At 32.0% G+C, this 17,046-nt stretch carries 14 protein-coding genes; 7 read left to right on the top strand and 7 right to left on the bottom strand.

The features are described 5' to 3' along the window. The 3 genes from B3I31_RS10560 to B3I31_RS10570 all read right to left on the bottom strand — a co-directional run bounded on the left by B3I31_RS10560 (nucleotide 1) and on the right by B3I31_RS10570 (nucleotide 4,061). Complete coding sequence (locus B3I31_RS10560) at nucleotides 1–762, bottom strand: polysaccharide biosynthesis/export family protein (RefSeq protein WP_125348880.1); 762 nt, start codon at nucleotides 760–762, stop codon at nucleotides 1–3. Further along, complete coding sequence (locus B3I31_RS10565; protein WP_286494991.1) at nucleotides 752–2,692, bottom strand: polysaccharide biosynthesis protein; 1,941 nt, start codon at nucleotides 2,690–2,692, stop codon at nucleotides 752–754. Before B3I31_RS10565 ends, B3I31_RS10560 begins: the two co-directional genes overlap by 11 nt. A gap of 106 nt (nucleotides 2,693–2,798) precedes the next feature. Beyond that, a complete protein-coding gene (locus B3I31_RS10570; RefSeq protein ID WP_286494989.1) occupies nucleotides 2,799–4,061 on the bottom strand; it encodes an OmpA family protein in 1,263 nt (420 codons plus the stop codon). 222 nt (nucleotides 4,062–4,283) lie between these two features. Between B3I31_RS10570 and B3I31_RS10575 the strand changes: the two genes are divergently transcribed. From B3I31_RS10575 to B3I31_RS10590, 4 genes are all read left to right on the top strand, one after another. After that, a complete protein-coding gene (locus B3I31_RS10575) occupies nucleotides 4,284–5,219 on the top strand; it encodes a ribose-phosphate pyrophosphokinase (RefSeq protein ID WP_038336277.1) in 936 nt (311 codons plus the stop codon). Nucleotides 5,220–5,264: 45 nt separating this feature from the next. Beyond that, a complete protein-coding gene (locus B3I31_RS10580; protein WP_038336278.1) occupies nucleotides 5,265–5,849 on the top strand; it encodes a 50S ribosomal protein L25/general stress protein Ctc in 585 nt (194 codons plus the stop codon). Between the two features lie 139 nt (nucleotides 5,850–5,988). Continuing rightward, entirely contained in the window at nucleotides 5,989–6,423 is a 435-nt protein-coding gene (locus tag B3I31_RS10585) for an RrF2 family transcriptional regulator (RefSeq protein ID WP_286494986.1), read from the top strand. 60 nt (nucleotides 6,424–6,483) lie between these two features. Then, nucleotides 6,484–6,981: a hemerythrin domain-containing protein gene (locus B3I31_RS10590; RefSeq protein ID WP_221854727.1), complete on the top strand. Its 498-nt coding sequence runs from the start codon at nucleotides 6,484–6,486 to the stop codon at nucleotides 6,979–6,981. A 108-nt stretch (nucleotides 6,982–7,089) separates the two neighbouring features. Here the strand turns inward: B3I31_RS10590 and B3I31_RS10595 are convergent, their stop codons facing one another. From B3I31_RS10595 to B3I31_RS10610, 4 genes are all read right to left on the bottom strand, one after another. After that, the gene (locus B3I31_RS10595; RefSeq protein ID WP_286494984.1) at nucleotides 7,090–8,148 is read right to left on the bottom strand and encodes a glutaminyl-peptide cyclotransferase; all 1,059 of its coding nucleotides are present in this window, start codon (nucleotides 8,146–8,148) and stop codon (nucleotides 7,090–7,092) included. Between the two features lie 54 nt (nucleotides 8,149–8,202). Then, complete coding sequence (gene ruvC, locus B3I31_RS10600; protein ID WP_125348885.1) at nucleotides 8,203–8,751, bottom strand: crossover junction endodeoxyribonuclease RuvC; 549 nt, start codon at nucleotides 8,749–8,751, stop codon at nucleotides 8,203–8,205. Between the two features lie 30 nt (nucleotides 8,752–8,781). Further along, on the bottom strand, nucleotides 8,782–11,331 hold the full coding sequence (locus tag B3I31_RS10605; RefSeq protein WP_414646598.1) for a phosphoenolpyruvate carboxylase: 2,550 nt from the start codon (nucleotides 11,329–11,331) through the stop codon (nucleotides 8,782–8,784). Between the two features lie 105 nt (nucleotides 11,332–11,436). After that, nucleotides 11,437–12,948, bottom strand: a complete 1,512-nt coding sequence (locus B3I31_RS10610; protein WP_291071195.1) for a GH3 auxin-responsive promoter family protein — start codon at nucleotides 12,946–12,948, stop codon at nucleotides 11,437–11,439. Nucleotides 12,949–13,000: 52 nt separating this feature from the next. Between B3I31_RS10610 and B3I31_RS10615 the strand changes: the two genes are divergently transcribed. From B3I31_RS10615 to thrA, 3 genes are all read left to right on the top strand, one after another. Then, on the top strand, nucleotides 13,001–13,792 hold the full coding sequence (locus B3I31_RS10615) for a DUF2797 domain-containing protein (protein ID WP_291058628.1): 792 nt from the start codon (nucleotides 13,001–13,003) through the stop codon (nucleotides 13,790–13,792). Between the two features lie 154 nt (nucleotides 13,793–13,946). Next, a complete protein-coding gene (locus B3I31_RS10620; RefSeq protein WP_291071197.1) occupies nucleotides 13,947–14,375 on the top strand; it encodes a hypothetical protein in 429 nt (142 codons plus the stop codon). A 216-nt stretch (nucleotides 14,376–14,591) separates the two neighbouring features. Then, nucleotides 14,592–17,045, top strand: coding sequence for a bifunctional aspartate kinase/homoserine dehydrogenase I (gene thrA / locus B3I31_RS10625; protein ID WP_221854720.1), 2,454 nt, complete (start codon nucleotides 14,592–14,594; stop codon nucleotides 17,043–17,045). The last annotated feature ends 1 nt before the right edge of the window (nucleotide 17,046 follow it).

A 17,046-nucleotide genomic window follows, 5' to 3' on the forward strand; every position in this document is an offset into this window, starting at 1 on the left:
TTATTTAGAAATAACAGCAATTACAGATATTATAACACCAGCAACAGATATCCATAATGAATAGTTTGGTGTAAATTTAGATGATGAAATTTTAGCATTATTTGGTTCTACATAAATAACATCATTTTGGGCTAAATAATAAACAGGAGAGTTTAGTATTTCTTTGGATGTTAAATCGACGTTATATGTTTGTTTTTGTCCATTTTGTTCACGAATAACCATAATATTATTTCTAACACCATTAATAGTTAAATCACCAGCCATACCTAAAGCATCAAGTATACTTACTCTTTCGCTTGGAATTGTAAAATTACCAGGTTTAGCAACTTCTCCTAAAACGCTAATTCTAAAATTTGTAAAATTAATATTTACCCCAGGATTAACGATATATTTTGAGATTTTTGCTTTTAATTCATTTTCAGCTTCTGTTCTAGTTAATCCACCTACTTTCACATTACCAATTAACGGATAGTTGATATAACCATTTTCATCAACAGTATAAACCTTCGCATAAGGATTATTTTGCACCCCAGAATTTACTTGATAAACACTTTGTTGATTAAAAGGTTCTGTAGCTTTTATATCAGCAGCACTTACACTGATTGCTAGCATATCAGAAGATTGAATTTTAGGAATATATTCTTCGTATTTCGTAGTAGATTGTTGATCTCCTTGAAAGTAGACTAATTCTTTTTTTGATGCACAAGAAGAAATAGTGAGTATAACTATTACAATTAAAAGATTAAAAATTTTATTTTTCATAAATTAAGTTATCAAGTTTTTCAAATTCTGAGTTTTGAGATTTAAATTCTGGTACAATCTCTTTTATTTTAGCCACTAAATGCATGACTTGCTCATGTTTTTCTATGGTTGAAGACATTAAGCATAGTTCTTCAATTAGTTTTTTATTGTCTTGACATTTGTTTGTATTAACTTTTGCTATCATTATTTTTTCATGATGGGTCTTTACTGTATTTTCATCATTAGCCAATAACTCTTCATAGATTTTTTCACCTGGACGCAAACCTACAATTTTTATATCAATTTCTTCAGGATATTTAAAGCCACTTAATCTAATCATCCTTTTAGCAAGATCAATAATTTTCATTGATTCGCCCATGTCGAATACAAAAATCTCACCACCTTTTCCCATAATAGCCGCTTCTAATACTAATTGGCAGGCCTCTGGAATAGTCATGAAAAAACGTGTAATATCGGGATGTGTTACTGTCAAAGGACCTCCGTTTTCTAATTGACGTTTGAATAAAGGTATTACAGAACCATTAGATCCTAAGACATTGCCAAATCGAGTAACAATATAATTTGTTTTAGATTTTTCATTTGTACAATTTACATAAATTTCTGCCACACGTTTGGTTGCTCCCATCACGTTAGTCGGATTAACCGCTTTATCTGTTGAAACCATAACAAATTTTTCGGCACCAAATTCATTCGCTAAATCAGCAATAATTTTTGTTCCATAAATATTTGTATTAATTGCTTCATATGGAAATCTTTCCATTAAAGGAACATGTTTATATGCAGCTGCATGAAAAATAATTTGCGGATGATATTTATCAAAAAGGCTTAACATTCGTTTTCGATCTCTTACACTCGAAACGATATAATCTATTCTATTTTGTTTTTCTTCAGAAATTTCATTTTTTAAAGACTGTTGAACATCATATAGAGCCGATTCTGCCTGATCAATCAAAATTAGTTGAGCAAAATCCATCATAGCAAGTTGCCTTGAAATTTCACTTCCTATAGAACCTGCAGCACCAGTAACAAGTATTACCTTACCTTGTACATTTTCATTAATAATAGGGTTTTTCAACTTAATTGATTCACGACCTAATAAATCTTCAATTTTTAATTGTTTGATTTGAGCAGGCTTGTATGTACCATCAATCCAATTAGAAATAGGTGGAATTATTTTTATGTTTACATTCAAATCTTCTAATGATTTGGATAGATTTAATAATTGATTCGTTTTAATATTTTGAATAGAAATAATAATTTCTGAAATATCATTTCGTTCAATGAATTTATTATCAATATCATTTATAGAATAAATTTTAACACCATCTATAAATGTTCCAATTTTAGAAGGTTTATCATCAATAAAACCTACAACTTTATAATTAAACTGAGTATCATTTTGTAAAATATCTCGAGTAATTAATCCTGAATCTCCTGCACCGTAAATTAATATTTTTTGTTGTTCCTTATTTTTTGAGAAAAAATAATTATAAATCCATTTATAATATAATCTGGCAATAACCATTATTACTGTTGAAATAAATAAATGGACAAAGATAACAGAGTAAGACATTCTGAAAACATATGAAACAGGAGTGTTCTCCGAAAGATTAGATTCAATGAATTGTCTATAGATAAAAGAGATGAAGAAAAGAATCAGAAAAGCCGTAGTATTAGATACAAATACATTTTCAGCATCTTTTAACCCCGTTTTTTTTACAATTCCCTTATATGTTTTGAAGTATAGGAAACATAGAGTATATGCTGCTACAACAAATGGTAATTTAAATAATAATTTTTCTAAACTAAAAGAATTTAGAAAACTATTAAGTATAAAATTGGTTATTACATAGCTAAAGAAAACAATAAGTATGTCTAGCACTAATACTACCCATCTAGGAGCATTAAAGTGTTGGTTAAAAGGATTCAATATTTTAGTAATTTAAGTGGTGGTAAAGATAATAAAAAAATCAGGAATAGAGACTCCAAAAAATGGAAAAATCTATCCCTGATTAATATCTTAAATTAAGAGAGAATTATTTTACTCTGAAAACAACTCTTCTTGCTAATTGATGAGATGAAACTTGAGAGTTTTTGAACTCTTTATCTTCCCCTTCACCAACAGTAGTTAATTGAGAAGCATTAGCTCCTTGACTAACTAAAATAGCTTTAACATTTTCTGCTCTTCTACGAGATAAGTCTTTATTGAAAGCATCTCCTCCTACTGGATCAGCAAAACCTAAAATGTCAATTTGAGCATTTGGTTTAGCTTTTAAGTACTCAGATACAAATTTGATACCTCCAACAGATTGTTGGTATGGTTTGTCAGAGTTGTAATCGAAGTATACGTTGATAATACCTGAATTAATCATTTGCTCTAAGAAATCAGCATCGTTAATGACAGTTGTGTTTCCTCCTGCATTTTGTTTGATATATTCTTCAATATTATCTGGAATTCCGTTTCCGTTGTGGTCGATAGTAACACCTTTTGTGTCAACTACTGCACCTGGAGCTGAATCTGGTTCTTGATCTAAGTAATCAGCAACACCATCACCATCAGTATCTTTTAACATTTGTTCGATGTTAGAAATACGATCTTCTAAGTCAGAACGAGTTGGTTCGTAAACCCAGTCAGCATGTTTTTCGTTTTTACCTAAGTAAAATGTTAAACCTAAAGTAGCATTCCAAATTTCACCTCCAAATCCTGAACCTGATGTGTTAGCTGTGCCATCAAATGTTACATTTTGACGAATATTTCTTACGTAAGATACATCTCCTGTTAAAACAACACGATCAGTTAATCTTAATTGTGGTGTTAAACCAACCATAACATTTACCATGTTATCATTGTCGTCGAAAACTTTACCATCAGCACCTTTTGTCGCATCATTATTCATCCAAGAGTAACCTGCACCACCATGAGCTAATAATCCAATTCTATTTGTCCATGTTTCAAAATTCATGATTCGTCCTAAGTTCGCAACCCCTTGTAAATCTACACGGTAATAATTAGAACGGAAACGAGCTACATCTTCGCCTTCTTTGATACGATCATATCCACCATCTAATTTTAAACCAAATTTTGGATTGAACATATAACGTACACCAAAATCAGCATGGAAAAAACTTGGTGTTTCTGAATAATAACCTGGAGCGAATGCTTTTCTTGCTTTTACCGCACCTCCATTGGCCTCGATAGACCATTTGTTGTAATCGTTGTTAATTGTTTCAGTAGTTTCTTGCGCGTGAGCAAAAATTCCTAATCCAATTACACTTAATAGGTATGAAATCTTTTTCATGAGGATATATTTAATTGCAAATTTATATAAATACTTAAAAACGAATCAATCAAAAACTGTTAAAAAACACTATAACTAACGAAAGTCATGATTATGTCTTTATGATTATTTTAACTTGTTTAAAAAATATTCAATAATTGTGCCGAAATTAATTTTTGATTTTCTTATATCATTTTTAAATCATTTAAATTATTTTTGCATAAATATTTCCCAAAACAAACAATGGAACAATCAGCATTTCTTTTTTCGACCAGAGGATCATTAGAATTAGCACAAAAAATTGCCGATCAATATGGTCAAGAACTTGGTAAATCTAAAATTGTAGAATTTAGCGACGGAGAATTTGTACCCGCTTTTGAACAGCCAATTCGCGGAGCTCGCGTTTTCTTAATTGGTTCTACAATGCAACCAACAGACAATTTAATGGAATTACTTTTAATGTGTGATGCAGCAAAACGCGCATCTGCTAAAAGTATTACAGTTGTTATTCCTTATTTTGGTTTTGCTCGTCAAGATCGTAAGGATGCTCCACGTGTGCCAATTGGAGCAAAATTAGTTGCAAAAATGTTAATGACAGCTGGAGCAACTCGTGTAATGACTATGGATTTACACGCTGATCAAATTCAAGGATTTTTTGAAGTTCCTGTTGATCATTTATTTGCTTCAACAATTTTTGTTGAATACATTAAAGGTTTAGGCTTAGATAATATTTGTATTGCTTCTCCAGACATGGGAGGTGCTAAACGTGCAAATACATATGCTAAATACCTTAATGCAGATATCGTAATTTGTCACAAAGAACGTAAAGTTGCAAACCAAGTTGATAGCATGATGTTAATCGGTGAGGTTGAAGGTAAAAATGTTATTTTAGTGGATGACATGATTGATACAGCGGGTACACTTGCAAAGGCGGCTGAATTGATTATGGAAAAAGGAGCAAAATCTGTTCGTGCGATTGCAACGCATGGAGTTTTATCTGGACCAGCTTATGAGCGTCTTGATAACTCTCTATTAACGGAAATTGCTATAACTGATAGTATTCCATTAAAAAATACTTCCGTATCTAAAATAAAAGTATTATCTTGCGCTCCGCTTTTTGCTGATGTTATGCATCTAGTACATAGCAACAAATCTATTAGTCAACGTTTTGTTATCTAGTGGTTTAACTAAATATTAAATTATTTTTATTATATACATATTATTATGAAGTCAATTACAATTCAAGGTGTAAAAAGAGAAGACTTAGGTAAAGTGGCTACACGTAACCTACGTAATGCTGAACAAGTACCTTGTGTGGTTTACGGTTCTGGAGAGCCTATCCACTTTTCAGCTGATGAAAAAGCATTCAAATCATTAGTTTACACTCCAGATGCTCATACAGCAACTATCGAGTTAGCTGATGGAGCTAAAATTCAAGCAATTTTACAAGACATCCAATTTCACCCAGTAACGGATAAAATCTTACACGTAGATTTTTACCAATTAAACGAGGACAAACCAGTAACTATGGAAGTTCCAGTTCGTTTAGTAGGACGTGCTCGTGGTTTAGTAGCTGGTGGGGTTTTACGTTTCAATATGCGTAAATTAAAAGTTCGTGCTATTCCAGCAAACTTACCAGACGAAATCGAAATCGATATCACTCCAATGAGAATTGGTCACAAAATGTATGTAGAAACATTGAAAAATGATAACTACACATTCGCTCATCCAGATAACGCAGTAGTAGTAGCTATTCGTACTTCTCGTAACGCAGTTAAGGATGCTGATCAAGACGAAGACGAAGATTAAGAAATTTTCTTTTCAGATAATATTAAACCACTCATTTTTGAGTGGTTTTTTTATTTTTAAAAATTTAATAAGATAAATTTGTCCGATTTAAAATTAGTTGTATATTTGCTTCATAATTTATAATGAATAAAAGAAATTAATGTTTTCTAAAGCGTGCGAATATGGAATTAAGGCTTGTGTGTTTATTGCACAAGAATCTGTAGAAGGAAAGAGAGTCAATTTAAAACAAATTGCAAATTCTATTAATTCTCCAGAAGCTTACACAGCCAAAATTCTTCAACAATTAGTTAAAGCAAATGTGATTTCATCTGTCAAAGGAAAAATGGGAGGTTTCCAAATGGATGCAGCGCATTTAGAAGATATCAAATTAGTGAATATCATCAAAGCGATTGACGGAGATGGTCTTTATCATAGTTGCATTTTAGGTTTAGTAGAATGCGATACTAACAAACCTTGTGCTTTACATAGCCGTGTTTTTGCAATTCGTAATGATTTGCGAGGTATGCTAGAAAAGACATCGATGTTTAATTTGATTGATGATCTAGAGAAAGGAATTGCTTTTCTTAAGCATTAAAAAAATTTGATTAAAAATAAGATAAAAATATCCGATTATCCGAATTGAAAAATTATAACAATGAACCTATTAATAGAACTTCCTCAAACAACTGCTTCTCAGATGAGTTATACTGTAACAGTAAATCTAAATGAAGCGTGCGAAAGGCATCATAAAACATTATTTTTTTGTTGGAATATTCGTGCTGGAATAGATAAAGGAGTCGATATTCAACGAATTGTTGATTATGTAAATTGGTATGGGGAAAAAGTATTATTCAAAAAATTTGAGATAGAAGAAAATTACTTGTTTTCGCTTTTAGATGAAGATCATTACTTGGTAAAAAGAGCATTGAAAGAACATAGACGTTTGAGACGCTTGTTCAAAATAGATGCAAAAAATCCGATGAAAAGTTTGATTTATATCGAAGAAGAATTGGATTTGCACATCAGATTTGAGGAGAAACAAATGTTTCCTGAATTTGAGAAAAATGCAACACAAAAAAAGTTAAAAGTAATTAAAGAACAATTTAATTCACTTTTAACTAACACAGATTGGAAAGATCAATTTTGGTTATAGGATCTTTCATAACCATAAATTTTTACTTATAATTTTTTAGATGATTTTTGAAAAAGAAAAGCTCGATTTTGCAGGTCGAGCTTTTTGCTTTTTTATGTGTTAAGGAAATTATTTCTTAATCTTAATTTCAAATATTTTATCCCAGTTTTTACCTGTTAATAACATATTTCCGTTGTCTTTGAAAGCGATTCCGTTCAATTCTTGTGCTTGCGGATTTCCTTGTTTTCCTTTCAATTCAGCGAAGTTAAACTCTACTTTTACAGCGCCAGTTTGCGGATCAATTACCACAATATTACTGTTATCTGCATGTCCAGATTTTAGGTAAACATTTGCATAAATTAAACCATCGTGGTATTCAATTTCATTCAAATAACTATATGGTTGTTGACTGTCAAAAGCTTGAACAGTTCTTAGATAATTAAAGTTTTCATCAAAGAAATGAATACGTTGAGAACCTTCTGTTATGGCCAATTCTTTTCCAATTGTTGTAATTCCCCAACCTTCGATAATTTGAGCTGGCATATCAAATTTTTCAACTTGATTAAAGTTTAAATCATATTTATAAATCACACGATCTTGCCATGTTAATTGATAAATAAAACCATTCAGTTCTGTAATTCCTTCTCCAAAAACATCGTCTTTGATTTGATATAATTTTGTAGGTTCAGTTGCCCCCAATTTATATTCAATCAAACGTGTTTTTCCTCCGCGAAGTCCAGTTCCTTCGAAAATATTTCCGTTTTTGAAATAAAAACCTTGCGTAAAATAATCTGGATTATGTGGATAAGTTCCTACAATTTCATAATTCCATTGCGCAGCCGGCTCATTTGCATAAACCACAAACGTAAAATCGCGCGAATTTGTTTCTTCTTCTCCTTTGAAGAATTTCAAATTAACCGTATGATTTCCTAATCCAATTGTTTTTCCGTCAATCGTAAAATCAGCAGGAACTTCTTGTCCATCTACCGAAACAATAACTTTCGTAATTCCATCTAAATTAGTTAAAGGAATATCGATTTTGTCGCCAATTTTGTATTTGTTTTGTTCAATTTTCGAAACAATTTCAGTGATTGCAGTATTGTTTTTTCCAGTCGAATCTTTACAAGAAAATAACACTGAAGAGAAAACTGTTGCACAAACTGATGCTGCGATTAAATATTTTTTCATTTGATGTGTTTTATGTTTTACGAATTAGGTTGCTAATTCTACTACAAATATATTTTATTTTGTTCGATTCGGATTATTTTTTACAAAGGCATCCCAACTCGAATAAGAATTTGACGTCCCAGTTGTTTTACCCGAATTTAGATAATGACAAACCGCAACGGCAAGACCATCTGTGGCATCCAAACGTTTCGGAATTTCTTTCAAACCAAGTAAATGTTGTAACATGCCCGCAACTTGTTCTTTTGATGCATTTCCGTTTCCAGTAATCGCCATCTTAATTTTTTTTGGCGCATATTCTACCACAGGCATATCGCGATGCAGGCAAGCGGCAATACAAACGCCTTGTGCACGTCCAAGTTTTAACATAGACTGAACATTAACGCCAAAAAACTGCGCTTCAATGGCTAATTCATCAGGATGATATTGATCGATAATGGCTAAAGTTTTTTCGAAAATCTTTTTCAATTTCGTTTGCTGGTTCGGAAGTTTATGCAACAACAATTCGTCTAAAGTAATCAACTTTATTTTGTTATTTTTGACTTCAATCAAACCAAAACCCATCACCATTGTTCCAGGATCAATCCCTAAAATAATCTTTTCCATCGTTGCGAAGGTATTAAGATATTCTGAAAATTAAGCCGAATTTCGACTCGCATTAATATTTCCGAATAACGAACGCATCACAATTTGCTCATAGATTGATTTGAACTCACTTTCATGATGAATTTTGTTCAACGCAAATTGTTGAATCGTTAATAATGGTAACACAATTTTTTCGCGCATTTGTACCGAAGATTTGTTCAATGGTTCGTCTTGCATCAATTCTGTGTAACCCGAAATTTCTAAACATAATGCTTTTGATAATTCAAATTCATCGTGCAAAATATTCCAAAATTCACCATATTCAGGATCATTTTTCATATAAGATGTTAATGGAAAATAAGTTTTTTCCATCGACATCATACTATTCTGGATCAATGTTTTGAAGAAGCTCGAATTCTTGAATAAATCTTTTACATCCTCTAAATGACCTTGTTTTTTCAATTCATTTATAGCTGTTCCAACACCAAAATATCCCGGAACATTTTGTTTTAATTGACTCCAAGAACCCACAAATGGAATAGCACGCAAATCATCGAACTCTAATTTTTTATCACCACCTCGTTTACTCGGACGGCTTCCGATATTCGTTTTTCCATAATAGTTAAGCGTACTCATATTTTCTAAATAAGGTAAAAATGAAGGATGCGCTTTCAAATCTTCGTATTTCTGATAACTAATTGTGGCTAATTTATCAATCAAAATTCGCTCATCTGGCGAAATCTGACTTGTGCTTGTCGAGAAAACATCCGAAATAATACCAGCTGTGTACAATTGTTCAAAATTATATTTTGCCTGCGGCATTGTTCCATAATTCGACGTAATTGTTTGTCCTTGAATTGTAATTTGAATTTCGTGATTCGCAATTGTTTTCCCTTGAGAAGCGTAAAATTCGTGCGTTTTTCCACCACCACGCGCAGGAGGTCCACCACGACCGTCAAAGAAAATAACTTCGATTTGATTTTTATCCGAAACATTCGAAAGGATTTCTTTGGTACGATAAATTTCCCAATTCGCTTTGATGTAACCACCATCTTTTGTTCCGTCCGAAAAACCTAACATAATCGATTGACGTTGTTTTCTACGTTCTAAATGTTGCGCATAAATAGGTAAATTATACAATTTATTCATCGTATTTTCAGCACCATCTAAACCTCTAATCGTCTCGAAAAGTGGCATGATATCAAACTTAATTTCATCGTCTTGATAACCACAAAATTTGAATAAAGCATAAACATTTAAAACATCGAAAATGGTTTCAGAATTTGAAATAATGTATCGGTTAACACCTAATTCGCCATTTCGTTGCTGAATTGTTTTTAATTGATAAACATTTTTGATCGTATCAATCACAATATCATCTTCAAAATCTTCAGGCTTAGCAGTAAATGAAGGATTTGTTAACAATTCGATTTGTTCTGCTTCGCTTAAATCTTTCAGATTAATTCCAGTATATTTTTCAACAATTTGGTTAATTACTTTTTGATGAACACGCGAATCTTGACGAATATCCAAAGAAGCAAAATGCAATCCGAAAATATCAACACGTGTGATAAAATCGTCCAGAATATCTAAGAAAACACCATTGTGTTGTTCAATCAAAATTGTACGAATCGTTTGTAAGCGCGTTTTGATTTCATCAATTGTAATTGTTCCATTTTCATTGAACATATTTTCGTAAATCAAATTACTCAACGCTTTTAAAGGCTCTGTAACATGTTTGAACGTTAATCGTCTTTGAACAATTTTTAGATGATTGTAATAATTTTTTAAGATACTTGTTCGCAATAAACTTGCTACTTTCCACGTAATTTCTGCTGTAACGAAAGGATTTCCATCGCGATCACCTCCAGGCCAAAAACCTAATTGAATGACAGGAGATTTTAGTGGTTGACTTTCTGTAAAAAACAATTGATTGATTTCGTTATACAATCGTCCAATTGTCTGATAATACACATTTCGTAAATAATAAATAATCGAAACTGCTTCATCGTAAGGTGTCGGTTTTTCTTCGTTGATGAAAGGTGTTTTTCCTAATTGTTGCAACAATAAATCAATTTTACTTACCGAATCTTGTTGAATAGCATCGCGTAAATCCTGAATAATTTGTTGAACATTTGTTGGATAAAATTGTGTTGGATGTGCTGTAAAAACAACTCTTGTCACAAAATCTTCAATTCTCGTTTTTACTTGCTCCATTTTACCTTGCGCTTGCGCAATATGGTAAATGCTTTCCAAACTTCCTTTTTCATTTTCGGAATGTAATGACGGAAATGCAGCATCTTCGATACTATCAAACAAAACAACTTGTCGCTCGATGTATTGTATCATTCGAAACATCAAATCGATTTGCTCTTGTTCGGTTTTTAAATCAGTGTATTTCTCAAAAAAATTGTTGATGATTTCATTTGGCGATTTACCTTCAGGTAAACCTTTTTGACTTTCATCGTACAAAAACGGGATCAATGATCCGATATTTTGCATTTTTTCGTAGGGCAGACTCATAAAGAGACTGTTGTAAATTTGAAACTTATTTTCCACAATTTGGTGGAACTTAAGTTCAGATAAATTCGTACTTCGCATTAATAGGTATTTTTTCTCTTAATAGTAAATTTACTTGTTTCGAGGTAATTATCCTATTTATTTTAAACCAAAAAAAGAGAATCATATTGATTCTCTTTTTGTTTATTATGATCGATTGTTTAGTTCAATTAATAGTTCTATAAATTCGCGAGTGTTTGCTAGCCTCGGAACTTTATTTTGTCCACCTAACTTACCACGAGAAGCCATCCATTCGATGAATAATTTTTTGCGCGCTTTGTGTACAATCGGTCGATTAAGTGTCATATTATTGTAACGTTTTGCCTCGTAATCTGAATTAACTTCTTGTAAACTTTTGTCTAAACAATCAATAAATTGCTCAAAATTTTCAGGTTCTTTATCAAACTCTATTATCCATTCGTGAGCGCCTTTTTCTTTTCCTTGCATAAAAATTGGACCAGCACTATATTCAGAAACAATTGAATTTGTTTGCATACAAGCACGTTTCAAAGCTTCTTCAGCGTTTTCTATCATCAATTCTTCGCCAAATGCATTGATATAATGTTTTGTTCGTCCAGAAACAACAATTCGATGAGGATTTGTAGATGTAAAGCGAACCGTATCACCAATGATATAGCGCCACAAACCTCCATTTGTTGTAATCACCATAGCGTAATTTTTACCAACTTCAACTTCTCCAATTGTTAAAAATCGTTGAGTTTCTGAACCAAATTCTTCCATTGGAATAAATTCGTAAAAAATTCCGTTGTCTAATAATAACAACAAATCTTTGCTGTGCAATTGATCTTGAATTCCAAAAAAACCTTCGGAAGCGTTATATAATTCGAAATAATTTAATTTTTTTTGTGTGATTAAATTATAGTTTTCTGCATAAGGTTTGAAGCTGATTCCGCCATGAAAAAACACTTCGAGATTTGGCCATAATTCGTCCAAATAATTCTTTCCAGTTTCGGCTAATAATTTGTTCAATACAACCAGCATCCATGAAGGAACGCCAGTTAAAGAACCAACATCTTCATTTTTTGTTGCATTGATAATCGCATTCATCTTCACATTCCAATCAGACATTAAAGAAATCTCACGATTCGGAATATTTTTCATCTCAGCATAAAAAGGTAAATTATCAATCAAAATAGCAGATAAATCACCAAAACGCGTATCATATTTTTGATAAAGCTCACTACTTCCGCCAATTCTTAGGTTTTTGTGCATGAAAATATCCGTTTCGGGATAAGCATTTAAGTACAATGCAAACATTGTTTTTCCTGCAGCGTAATGGCAATCTTCTAAGGATTCATTACTAATTGGAATAAATTTACTTTTCGCGTTTGTTGTTCCAGAAGATTTCGCAAACCACTTTATTTTTCCGTGCCAAGTGACATCTTTTTCACCTTTTCTCGCTAATTCAATATAAGGTTGAAAATCCTCGTAATGCACCGCAGGAACTTGTTCTTGAAATTTCTGTGTCGTTTTGATTTCGTCAAAATGAAATTCTTTTCCGTAAATAGTCGATTTGGCTTTTTTGATATTCTCAAATAACACACGTTCTTGCGTACCAACAGGATTTTTGATGCTTTCTTCGATGACATTCATTCGGCTACGCATCATAATTTCCATAATCTTATTGACTATTCCCATACGCTAAAAGTTTTGTAGATTTACACAAAATTAATTAAACTTTTTTAGCAAGATGCAGTTTGAAGGACAAATTCGTAAAATGACAACTGAAAATGGAATGCCAATCAATTATTATTGGAATTTCAAGAATGATTTTATCGTTATGAATCAATTGTTAGGAAAAAAAATCAAGATTAACTTTGATCATTACGAATGTTTAAACTGTCACGAGGATAAAGAGATTTATCAGATGGGATATTGTAAAAATTGTTTTTTTACAGTTCCAGAAGCTAATCCAAGTATCATCAATCCAGAACTTTCTACAGCACATTTGGGAATTGCGCAACGTGATTTAGAGTTTGAAACGAAATTCGAATTGCAACCGCATATTGTGTATTTGGCAAATTCATCGGGAATAAAAGTAGGTGTAACACGTTTAACGCAAGTGCCAACACGTTGGATCGATCAAGGAGCTTCAGAAGCTATTATTATTGCGCGAACGGATAATCGTTACGAAGCTGGAATGATAGAGGTTTCGTTGAAAAATGTTATTGCTGATAAAACGAATTGGCAAAGAATGTTAAAAAATGATGTACCAGAAATTAATCTGTTCGAAAAGTATCACGAAATCAGAAATGAAGTGAATCCAGATTTTCAACAATTTTTGGTTGATGAGCCAGTAGTTTGGAAGTTTGAATATCCAGTTTTATCTTATCCAGAAAAAGTAAAATCATTAAACCTGAAAAAAACGCCAGAAATAGAAGGTGTTTTGAAAGGAATAAAAGGTCAATACTTGATTTTTGAAGACAATACAGTTTTCAATGTTCGAGGTCACGAAGGTTTTTATGTGAATTTTGAATTGTAAAATTCATTTTACAATAAAAGATATTCAAAAGTAGATTCTATAACAGAATCGACTTTTTTGTTTCTATCTATTTGATTTCAATAAAAATACTTGTTTTTCATCTTATTTATTTTTACATTAGTTATAATCAATTAACACAAAAAAAATAGGAATTATGAAAGCAAGTACATTACTTATGGTTGGCGGTATTTTGGCTTTAACAGCATGTAATAAAAAATCAGATTTGCCAGATTATAAGGTGAAAGAAGCAGTTTTAGATGTTTACAAATACAGAGCAGATAAACCAGATTCACTTTTTTCCAAAGTAGAAGGCGTAAATGTGGATGATTTGAATGCGGTGGTTAAACAATATGGACCAGTTGATGTCTACAACTTTGAGAAAATGACGCCTCTTGAAGATGGTGACAAAACAGTTTACGAAGCAGTTTATAAAGTGTCTTTTAAAGGAGCGGAAGGAACAGAAACGTTTAAAGTAAGAAAAATTGATAAGTTAGACGGAATTGTTGTTGGCTATGCAAGTGATGTAAAACCTATAGTTGATCAGTCAGATTCTTTGGCCGTTAAAAAGGATTCGGTGAAATAAATATAAAAAAATAATAAATACGCAATGATTTATTGAAAAAGTTTGTATATTCGTTATCAATAATGAAACAAAACGGATTAAATACAATCATTTCAATTACGACGACTTCTAGTGTTCACACTTAGAGAAGTCTTGTTATGTATTTATATTCTAAAAAATAATGCAAAAGCATCTTCTCAAAAGGAAGATGCTTTTTTTATGATCAAAATTTAAATTATGAAAGTTTTAAAATTCGGAGGAACATCAGTCGGATCGGTAGAAGGTATCCGCGCGGTCGTAGAAATTGTTAAACAGGAAAAGCAACAAAATAACTCGATTATTTTGGTTGTGTCTGCTATTTCTGGTTTGACCAATTTATTAACCAAAATGTCTGAAGAAGCTTCATCAGGAAATTTTGATGAAAATGATTTAAAACTTTTTCAAGACAAACATTTCGAAATTGTAAAAGCTTTAATCGATGTGCCGAATCAAAATCCGATTTTAACAAAATTAAAATTGTTGATGAATGAGTTGGAAGCATTATTAGAAGGGGTGGAAATTCTGAAAGAATTAAGCCCTCAAACAAAAGATTTGATTTTGAGTTTCGGCGAAAGATGTAGTGCTTTATTAATAGCAAAAGTAATGCAAGAGCATGTTGGAAATTCATTGGCGATTAATGCATCAGATTATATTTTGACTGATCATAATTTTGGTCAAGCGAATGTTATCGAGGAAAAATCGTTTCAGAATATTCAACAATTAGCAAAAGATTATTCGGATAAATTATTAGTTGTAACAGGGTTTATTGCTGCTAATGAAGAAGGACGAGTGACAACTTTGGGAAGAGGAGGTTCTGATTACACTGCGGCTTTGATTGGTGCGGCTTTACATGCAGAACAAATTGAAATTTGGACAGATGTAAATGGAATGATGACGGCGGATCCTCGTTTTGTGAACAAAGCTTTTTCGTTAGAAAATTTATCGTATACAGAAGCGATGGAATTGTCGTATTTCGGTGCGAAAGTGATTTATCCGCCAACAATGGCTCCAGCTTTTAAACTTCGAATTCCGATTTTAATTAAAAACACATTTCAACCGGATTTTGAGGGAACAAAAATTCAGTTCGATTCGCAACCAACAGATTATCCAATTAAAGGAATTTCGTCGATCAAAGATATTGCATTAGTCAATATAAAAGGAAGCGGCTTGGTTGGCAAATTGGGCTTTAGTGGAAAACTTTTTTCACTTTTAGCGCAACATCATATCAACATTGTGTTGATTACGCAATCTTCGTCAGAGCATAGTATCACGCTTGCCATTCATCATAATGAAGTCGAAAAAGCAAAGCAATTAATTGAAGAAGAGTTTTGTTTGGAAATTGCAGCAAAATGGTTGGAACCAATTGAAATTGAAGAAAATCTCGGAATTATTGCAATTGTTGGAGAAAACATGAAGAAAATGGTTGGTGTTTCGGGCAAGTTATTTTATGCATTAGGACGAAATGGAATCAATGTCAGAGCGATTGCGCAAGGTTCTTCGGAGTATAATATTTCGGTTGTGATTAACGAAAATGATTTGTCAAAAGCTTTAAATGCGGTACATGATGCGTTTTTTAATCATTTGAAAAAAACAATTCATGTTTTCAATGTTGGAGTAGGAAATATTGGGTCGACATTTTTAAATCAATTAGAAAAACAGAAAGATTTTTTAGCAAAAAATAATGATATCGAAATAAAATTGGTTGGATTATCAAATTCAAAAAAAATGATGTTTGATGAAAACGGAATTAATTTATCGAATTGGAAAAATGAATTAGAAAATTCTTCTTCTCCAGCTGATTTGAATGAATTTATCCAAAAAATGAAACAGTATAATTTACCAAATTGTGTTTTTGTAGATAATACTGCGAGTTCTGATTTGCCAAATTATTACAAACAAATTTTTGAAAGCAGTATTTCGGTTGTGACATGTAATAAAATTGCGAATTCATCTTCTTATCAAGAGTATAAAAAATTGAAAGAAACTGCTCGAAAATATGGTATTGATTTTCTTTACGAAACAAATGTTGGAGCAGGTTTACCAATTATTAGCGTGTTGAAAGATTTAAGAATGAGTGGAGATCAAATCTTAAAAATTGAAGCAATTTTATCAGGAACAATTTCGTATATATTTAATCATTTTAAAGGTGAAAATACATTTGCCGAAATTGTAAAAAAAGCGCAAGAATTAGGTTATACAGAACCAGATCCTCGCGATGATTTGAGTGGAATAGATTTTATGCGAAAAATGTTGATTCTTGCTCGTGACAATGGTTACGAAATTGAAGCGGGAGATGTAAAAATCGATTCTATTTTGCCTAAATCTTGTTTAGAAGCTGCAACTGTAGAAGATTTTTATCAAGAATTAGTCAACGAAAATGATTATTTCGAAAAGATAAAACATCAAGCAGATGAGGAGCAGAAAGTGATTCGTTACATCGGGATTTTAGAAGATGGAAAAATATCAATTTCGTTAGAATTGGTGGATAATCAACATCCGTTTTATGCCTTGTCTGGAAGCGATAATATTATTTCCTTTACAACAGCGCGTTACAAGGAACGTCCTTTGGTTGTGAAAGGACCTGGAGCTGGTGCAGAAGTTACAGCAGCTGGCGTTTTTGCAGATTTAGTTAATATAAGTTCAATACGATAAA

This window comes from Empedobacter sp. UBA3475 (assembly GCF_002378465.1).
In the GTDB taxonomy this organism is placed as follows: domain Bacteria; phylum Bacteroidota; class Bacteroidia; order Flavobacteriales; family Weeksellaceae; genus Empedobacter; species Empedobacter falsenii_B.